This window comes from Gemmobacter megaterium (assembly GCF_900156815.1).
GTDB lineage: Bacteria > Pseudomonadota > Alphaproteobacteria > Rhodobacterales > Rhodobacteraceae > Wagnerdoeblera > Wagnerdoeblera megaterium.
The window spans coordinates 1-7,477 of record NZ_FTOT01000026.1 but is presented as its reverse complement, the minus strand read 5'-3'; the positions used below and the strand labels follow the sequence as shown (position 1 = coordinate 7,477).

Annotated in this window: 11 protein-coding genes; 10 read left to right on the top strand and 1 reads right to left on the bottom strand. The window is 63.6% G+C overall.

What is annotated here, in order from left to right:
* Positions 1-149 precede the first annotated feature (149 nt).
* Positions 150-428 (bottom strand): DUF6522 family protein, encoded by a 279-nt coding sequence (locus BW970_RS19920; RefSeq protein WP_076534675.1) that lies wholly within the window; start codon positions 426-428, stop codon positions 150-152.
* A 151-nt stretch (positions 429-579) separates the two neighbouring features.
* On the opposite strand from BW970_RS19920, the gene BW970_RS19915 reads away from it, so the two are divergent.
* From BW970_RS19915 to BW970_RS19875, 10 genes are read left to right on the top strand one after another with little or no spacing between them, the layout of a single operon-like run.
* Entirely contained in the window at positions 580-1,032 is a 453-nt protein-coding gene (locus BW970_RS19915) for a group III truncated hemoglobin (protein WP_076534673.1), read from the top strand.
* A 7-nt stretch (positions 1,033-1,039) separates the two neighbouring features.
* Positions 1,040-1,417: a DUF488 domain-containing protein gene (locus tag BW970_RS19910; protein ID WP_076534671.1), complete on the top strand. Its 378-nt coding sequence runs from the start codon at positions 1,040-1,042 to the stop codon at positions 1,415-1,417.
* A complete protein-coding gene (locus tag BW970_RS19905) occupies positions 1,414-2,454 on the top strand; it encodes an NAD(P)H-dependent flavin oxidoreductase (protein ID WP_076534669.1) in 1,041 nt (346 codons plus the stop codon). The genes BW970_RS19910 and BW970_RS19905 overlap by 4 nt, the downstream gene beginning before the upstream one ends.
* Positions 2,451-2,636: a cbb3-type cytochrome oxidase assembly protein CcoS gene (gene ccoS, locus BW970_RS19900; protein ID WP_065330539.1), complete on the top strand. Its 186-nt coding sequence runs from the start codon at positions 2,451-2,453 to the stop codon at positions 2,634-2,636. The genes BW970_RS19905 and ccoS overlap by 4 nt, the downstream gene beginning before the upstream one ends.
* Positions 2,633-4,285, top strand: a complete 1,653-nt coding sequence (ccoN, locus tag BW970_RS19895; protein ID WP_076534667.1) for a cytochrome-c oxidase, cbb3-type subunit I — start codon at positions 2,633-2,635, stop codon at positions 4,283-4,285. The genes ccoS and ccoN overlap by 4 nt, the downstream gene beginning before the upstream one ends.
* Positions 4,286-4,289: 4 nt before the next feature.
* Positions 4,290-5,066: a cytochrome-c oxidase, cbb3-type subunit II gene (ccoO, locus tag BW970_RS19890; RefSeq protein WP_076534665.1), complete on the top strand. Its 777-nt coding sequence runs from the start codon at positions 4,290-4,292 to the stop codon at positions 5,064-5,066.
* Between the two features lie 4 nt (positions 5,067-5,070).
* On the top strand, positions 5,071-5,241 hold the full coding sequence (locus tag BW970_RS19885) for a cbb3-type cytochrome c oxidase subunit 3 (protein ID WP_076534663.1): 171 nt from the start codon (positions 5,071-5,073) through the stop codon (positions 5,239-5,241).
* Entirely contained in the window at positions 5,232-6,110 is an 879-nt protein-coding gene (gene ccoP / locus BW970_RS19880; protein ID WP_076534660.1) for a cytochrome-c oxidase, cbb3-type subunit III, read from the top strand. The genes BW970_RS19885 and ccoP overlap by 10 nt, the downstream gene beginning before the upstream one ends.
* Complete coding sequence (locus BW970_RS20855; RefSeq protein ID WP_159441485.1) at positions 6,107-6,280, top strand: hypothetical protein; 174 nt, start codon at positions 6,107-6,109, stop codon at positions 6,278-6,280. The genes ccoP and BW970_RS20855 overlap by 4 nt, the downstream gene beginning before the upstream one ends.
* Positions 6,274-7,155, top strand: coding sequence for a DUF2189 domain-containing protein (locus BW970_RS19875; protein WP_076534658.1), 882 nt, complete (start codon positions 6,274-6,276; stop codon positions 7,153-7,155). The genes BW970_RS20855 and BW970_RS19875 overlap by 7 nt, the downstream gene beginning before the upstream one ends.
* The last annotated feature ends 322 nt before the right edge of the window (positions 7,156-7,477 follow it).

The following is a 7,477-nucleotide window of genomic DNA, read 5'->3' as shown; positions in this document are numbered from 1 at the left end:
TCAATGCACTCGGCACTGCCGAGATTGAACGCGTGGCCTGAACCCAACGGGGAAAGGGGCGCGTCTGGCCGCAGCCGGACTTCTGCAACAATGCCAACTTGATCTGATACCTGACCATAGATTGATCGTTGCTTGCCGCCCGAGGGGTGTCAATCCCGGCGCACTGACCGCGCTCGCGGAGTGACGGGAAAGCTTCCCCGCGACAGCACCTCTCCCTTTTCGTCGACAACCAGGCGGAACGCGCGGTCGGCGCGATAGAAGGTCATGCGCCAACGTCCTTCGTCTTCGCCCGCCCCGCTCTCGGAGCGGCTGCTGATGAGACCGTTCCGCATCTCCTCCCGGACCTGCTCTTCCGTGATCTTGAAAGCTCGCGCGATGGTGGCTGCCTCCACAACGAACCCACTGTCGGTTTTGGATACTTCGCTCATCGCACCACCTCCCGTCCCCTGATCCCGCACTGATCGCCGCCAGTCTGGCTTTGCGCGGCTTCGCCCGATTGCGCTCGACTTCAATAGGTATCTATAATACCACTTGAAGAGCATGCCCCGTCAATACAACTGCGAACAAGGTGCCCCACCGATGTCATCTATCCAGACTTCCTCATCGCGCAGCCTCTCCGCGCGACCGGCGATCACAGCTTCTCTCGAGGCATGGACCGGGCTCGATGACGAAGTGCTGCGCGAGCTGGTTCATGCCTTCTATGGCAAGATCCGCAACGACTCGGTTCTCGGCCCTATCTTCGCGGCGCGCATCGATGACTGGCCACCTCATCTGGATCGGATGACATCCTTCTGGTCCTCCGTTGCCCTGATGACAGGCCGTTATCATGGCGCCCCGGTGCCCAAGCACGTCGGCTTGCCGATTGACTGGAGCCATTTCGAGCGGTGGCTCACACTCTTTCGCGAGACCGCGATGGAGATCTGCACACCCGCTGGCGCAGCCCATGTCATCGAGCGGGCTGAACGCATCGCCCGGTCGCTGAACTTCGCCATCGAGGATGCCAAAGGCACCGGCATCCCAAAGCTTGTTTGATCCTCGCATGGCCAAGCAATCCGACATCGACATCGCCCGAGCTTTCGACAAGGCGTCGGACACGGACCGTGCGAGAGTGCTGGTGGATCGGATCTGGCCGCGAGGAATCTCGAAGGCCGATCTCGGACACGATGACTGGCTCAAGGACATCGCGCCGACCACCGAGCTCAGGAAATGGTTCAACCACGACCCGGACAAATGGGGCGAATTCCGCAACCGCTACCTGCACGAACTGGCTGGCAACACGGACGCCGTTGACCGCTGCCTCGCATGGTGCCGCGCCGGTCCCGTCACTTTTCTCTTCGCCGCAAAGGACCGGGAGCACAATCATGCGGTGGTGCTGCGGGACTATCTGAAACAGCGTCTCACGGGGGATACCACATGAATGCCGATCTGGGGTCCCTTCGCACCCCCCTGTGCGATCTTCTGGGATGTGAGTATCCCGTCGTCCTAGCCGGTATGGGAGGCGTCGCGCGTTCCGAACTGGCCGCCGCGGTCGCCAATGCCGGCGGTTTCCCGACACTGGGGATGGTGCGCGAGGCGCCATCACTCATCATCTCGGAAATCGAAGCCTACCGCCGGCTGTCGGACCACCCCTTCGCCGTCAACCTCATCCCGGCAGCCACGGAGCCCGACTTGCTGCAGCAGCAGATCGAAACTTGCCTTGCGATGGAGGTGGCGGTCTTTTCGTTCTTTTGGGACGTCGTGCCAGAGGCCGTTTCCCGGGTGAAGACCGCAGGCGGTCTTCTGCTGCACCAGGTGGGCACGCTACGCGCGGCACGGGAGGCCGAAGCCGCCGGTGCGGATGTGTTGATCGCACAAGGGCAGGATGCGGGAGGTCACGTGCACGGGCGCACCCCGACATTCGAACTGCTCCCGGCCGTGCTGGAAACCTCGGCCCTGCCGGTTGTCGCCTCGGGCGGCATCTGCACCGGGCTGGCGCTGGCCGAGGCGTTGGCGATGGGGGCGCAGGGCGTGCAATGCGGCACTGCCTTCCTCGCCACGCAGGAATCCTTCGCCCATGACTGTCACAAGCGGCGCATCGTTGATGCAGGGCCGCAGGACACGGTCTTGACCGATGGTTTCGTGTTGAACTGGCCCAAGGGGTCGGCCGTGCGCGTCCTGCGCAACAGCGTTACCGACGGCTTCGGCACGGATCTGATGGGCCACGATCCCGACGCGATCCCCCGCGAGGTCATCGCCCATGACGACGACATTCCACGCCTACGCCAGAGCACGGATTCACCGCTGCGCACGACGACGGGCGCGCTGGAGCAGATGCCGCATTACGCCGGTACCGGTTTGGGGGAAATCGTCGAGATCGTGCCAGCCGCGCGCCGGCTGCTCGACCTTTGTACCGAGGCGGCGGCGCTTCGCGACATCGCCGGGCGAGCACAGGCCTCGGGCGAGGGTGCAGCATGACCATCCTACTGCTTCTCATCCCCGTGACGCTGGCGATGGGCGCTGTCGGACTCGGCGCGTTCTTCTGGGCGATGAGACACGACCAATTTGACGATCCGGCAGGCGACGCCCGCCGGATCCTCCAGACGGAGGACCGTCCGCTGCCACCAAGACATAGAACCGACCGGGAGGTTGCCAAATGATGGAGCGGTTGACAGGTGCCGAACGCCAGATCGCATTGATGATTTGTGTCTTCATGGCGATTGTCGGGCTGGTGATGGCCGCAGCGGGTCGGGGCGATCCGATGGGGAGCCACGGCGCGATCGTGCTGATTGCAGCCGCTATCATGACCTGCTGCGTCCTGCGTGCGATTGGCGAGCCCGAGCCGGCCGAGGATCGCACGAACAACTACTATGATGATCCGACCAAGGCCGGGCTCGTGATCGCACTGTTTTGGGCCGTGGTCGGTATGGGCATGGGGGTCTGGGTCGCGGCGCAGCTTGCTTGGCCCGACCTGCGCTTCGACGCGGCCTGGTCGAGCTTCGGGCGCATCCGCCCCGTTCACACATCGGGGGTGATCTTCGGCTTCGGTGGCAACGCCCTCATCGCCACGTCCTACCACGTCATGCAACGCACGAGCCGGGCGCGGCTGGCAGGGCATGTCTCGCCCTGGTTCGTGCTTTTGGGCTTCAACCTCTTCTGCATCGTCGCCGCCTCGGGCTACCTGATGGGCGTCACCCAGTCGAAGGAATACGCCGAGCCGGAATGGTATGCCGACATATGGCTGGTGATCGTCTGGGTGGTCTACTTCGTGCTCTACATCCGCACACTGGCGCGCAGGAACGAGCCGCATATCTACGTCGCCAACTGGTATTACCTCGCCTTCATCCTGGTCGTGGCGATCCTTCATATCGTCAACAACCTCGCCGTGCCCGCCAGCCTGACAGGAGCAAAGAGCTACTCGGCATTCGCGGGAGTCCAGGACGCGATGACGCAATGGTGGTATGGCCACAACGCGGTCGCCTTCTTCCTGACCGCCGGGTTCCTCGGCATGCTCTACTACTTCCTGCCCAAGCGGGCGGAGCGGCCGATCTATTCCTACCGCCTGTCGATCCTGTCGTTTTGGGGCATCGTGTTCTTCTACATCTGGGCCGGCTCGCATCACCTGCATTACACCGCCCTGCCGCAATGGGTGCAGACGCTGGGCATGACCTTTTCGGTCATGCTGCTGGTGCCCTCCTGGGCCAGCGCGGGCAACGCGCTGATGACGCTGAACGGCGCCTGGCACAAGGTGCGCGACGACGCCACGCTGCGCTTCATGATGGTGGCGGCGGTGTTCTACGGGCTGTCGACCTTCGAAGGATCGTTCATGGCGGTGCGCGCGGTCAATTCGCTGTCGCATTACACCGACTGGACAGTGGGCCACGTCCATGCGGGCGCGATGGGCTGGGTGGCGCTGATCACCTTCGGCTCGATCTACTCCGTCGTCCCACTGCTGTGGAAGCGCGAGACGATGTACTCGTGGAAGCTGGTGGAATGGCACTTCTGGCTCGCGTTGGCGGGCACGGTGATCTACGTCTTCGCGATGTGGAACAGCGGCATCATCCAAGGGCTGATGTGGCGCACCTACACCGACAGTGGCACACTGGCCTATTCCTTCACGGACACGCTGGTGGCCATGCATCCCTATTACGTCGCACGGGCCTGCGGCGGGGCCCTGTTCCTGACCGGGGCGATCCTGGCGGCCTACAACGTCTACATGACGATCCGGCACGCCCCCGAAAAACAGCCGGAACGCGACTACCCGACCTCGTCCGAAGCGGCAGAACCTGCCGTTCCGGCAGCGGAGTGACACGATGTTTCGCAAGATCCTCTCCCCCTTCGCCCGCTTCTTCGAATTCCACGCCCGGACCCACTACCGCACCGAGCGGCACTCGATGGCGCTGACCCTCGGGATCATCGTCGCCGCCGGGGTGGGCGGTTTCGTAGAAATCGCGCCGCTCTTCACCATCGACGAAACGGTCGAGGCGGCGCCCGACATGCGGCTCTACACGCCGCTCGAGCAGGCCGGGCGCGACATCTATATTCGCGAGGGTTGCTATGCCTGCCACTCCCAGATGATCCGGACCCTACAGGACGAGGTGGATCGCTACGGCCCCTATTCGCTGGCGGTGGAATCGCAATATGACCACCCGATGCTCTGGGGGTCCAAGCGGACGGGGCCGGACCTTGCTCGGCTGGGCAACAAGTATTCTGACGACTGGCATGTGCGTCACCTCGTCGATCCACGCGCCGTGGTGCCGGAATCGGTGATGCCGCAGTACGCTTTCCTGTTGGACAGGACGCTCGAGACAGAGAGCCTGCCGGACCGCCTCGCGGCGCTGAGGGCTGTGGGCGTGCCCTACAGTGACGAACAGGTCACCAATGCCGATGCTGACGCCCGTGGCCAGGCGCGGCCCGACACCGACGCCGCCGACGGGGTAAGCGAGCGATATGGTGCCGCGACCAGCGTCCGCCACTTCGACGGACAACGGGACCGCGTCACGGAGATGGATGCTCTGGTGGCCTACCTCCAGATCCTCGGCGGGCTCACGGATGCCGCCTTCGCAAATCAGCCACTCGGGGAGGACTGAATTGATGGACCTTACCCATGACCTGACCTCGGTGATCGCCAAGTCCTTCGGGCTATTCTACCTCATCGCCCTGTCGGTGGGGATCACCATCTACGCCTATTGGCCGTCGCTGGGCAAACGCTTCGACAAGGCCGCGAACAGTATTCTGGATGACGAGGACGGGCCATGTCGGTAAAAGAACGCGACCCACTGACCGGCCACCAGACGACGGGCCACGAATGGAACGGCATCACCGAGCTGAACACACGCGTGCCGCCAGCGGTGTGGTTCTTCATCATCGTCACGCATATCTGGGCGCTGGTCTACTGGGTGCTCATGCCGGCATGGCCTCTGGTGAATACCTATACCCGCGGGCTTCTGGGTCTTGATCAGCAGGCACAGGTGGAAGAGCGCGTGGCCGCCGCGGATGCCACCCGTGGCATCTGGGCGGATCAAATCGCTGCGCTCCCGTTGGACAAGATCCGTGACGACACCCTGCTAATGACCCACATCGACCAGACCGCACCCGCACTCTTCGGTGACAATTGCGCGGCCTGCCACGGAAGCCGCGCTGAAGGCGGGCTCGGCTATCCCTCTCTGGTCGATGACGCGTGGCTCTGGGGTGGCGACGACGAGACGATCCTCGAAACCCTGCGTGTCGGCATCAATGCCCCGCATCCCGACACGCGCTATGCCGAGATGCTCGCCTTTGGCCGCGATGGCATGCTCGACCGGGATCAGATCCGCGTCGTGGCGGACTACGTGCAGTCGCTGGCGGGTCTCGACGGCGGTGCCTCGCCCGAGCGGCTGGAAGAAGGCGCTATGCTTTTCGCCGACAATTGCTCCAGCTGCCATGGCGAGGATGGGGCGGGCATGTACGACCTCGGGGCCCCGAACCTCACGGACAGCCACTGGATCTACGGCGGCACAGATCAGGCGCTGTTCGAGACCATCTTTGGCGGCCGACAGGGCTGGATGCCCGCATGGGAAAACCGCCTGACAGAGGCGCAGCGCAAGATGCTTGCCATTTACATCACCTCGCTGGCTGATGGAGGCCCGGAATGACCATTGAGCGGCCCCGAGTTCTGGCGATCTCCGCCGCGTTTCTGGTCGTGGCCATCTTCGTGGGCGCCAACATCCATCTCGTCTCGGTCTCCCTGTCGTCGCAACCGAGCTGCGTTGAAACCGCCAAGGAAGGCGCCGGCACCTACCGCCCGGCGAAACCGTCATGCTGAGCCAGAACAACGTCCCGCCGCCGCCCGATAATCCGCACGCCGGGGGCGTCATTCCGAAGGTGGTCCCGCCCCTTGCGCGCCCGAGCCCGCACGCCCGCGATCTCCCGTGGCGCACCGCCTTCACATGGCTGCGGGCTGGGTGGCGCGATCTCTGGACCCATCCGCTTCCAAGCCTGATCTACGGCCTCGGCGTTTTCCTCGTCTCGGTCGCCGTGGTCTGGTTCCTGTTCCACCTGGAATTCGACTATGCCCTGTTCCCGGCGCTGGCGGGTTTCATGGTGGTCGGGCCGCTGATCGCCGGCGGGCTCTACGAGAAGAGCCGGCGGCTGGAGGCGGGCGAACCAGTCAGTCTCGGGCCGATGCTCTTCGTCCGACTTCGATCGGGCCGGGCCGGTGTCTTCATGGGGGTCATGCTTCTGGGGCTCTTCCTGTTGTGGATGCGCGCGGCGGTCCTCATCTATGCGCTCTTCTTCGGCATGGTGGCCTTTCCCGGCACCGAGGAGATCGTTCCGATGCTTCTCCTGACTCCTACTGGCTGGGCCCTATTGCTAGTCGGCTCTGCCGTCGGCGCGCTCTTCGCCGCCTTCTCCTTCGCCATCAGCGTCTTCGCCTTTCCGATGCTTCTGACCGAGCGGACCGACGCGCTCTCCGCGCTCGGGATCAGCATGGCGATGGTCTGGAACAACTTTGGGGTGATGATCGCCTGGGGCGCCATCGTGGTGGCGCTGTTCGCCTTATGTCTGCTCACAGCCGGATTGGGGTTGATCCTGGTCTTTCCGCTGCTGGGCCATGCCACTTGGCATTGCTACCGCGCCATCCGTTCAGACGACGCTGCCGCGCATGAGGATGACCGCATGTTCATTCGTCCGACCTGACCAGGAAACAGCGGGGCTGCAAAAGCCTGCGACCTGATGCGAGACCGGTCGCCGCAAGGCAAATGTCTGGGGCATCGCCAGTGCTGCACCCGAAACCGATTGGCGTCGGCCTTGGAACAAACGCAGCGCAGCTTACCCTCACAGCATCCCCTTCGACTTCTCCTTCGGGATAACGGTTTGCACACCAGTCGAGGATCAAATAACTGATGAATAAATGGGCGCTCTCTGTAAGCGTTAGCTGGCTCCCACGAGGTTTTCAGCTTGACGGCTTGAAGTTCCACGGGAGCAGGTCGTCGATGCGGCTTTGGCGGTGACCGTTTGC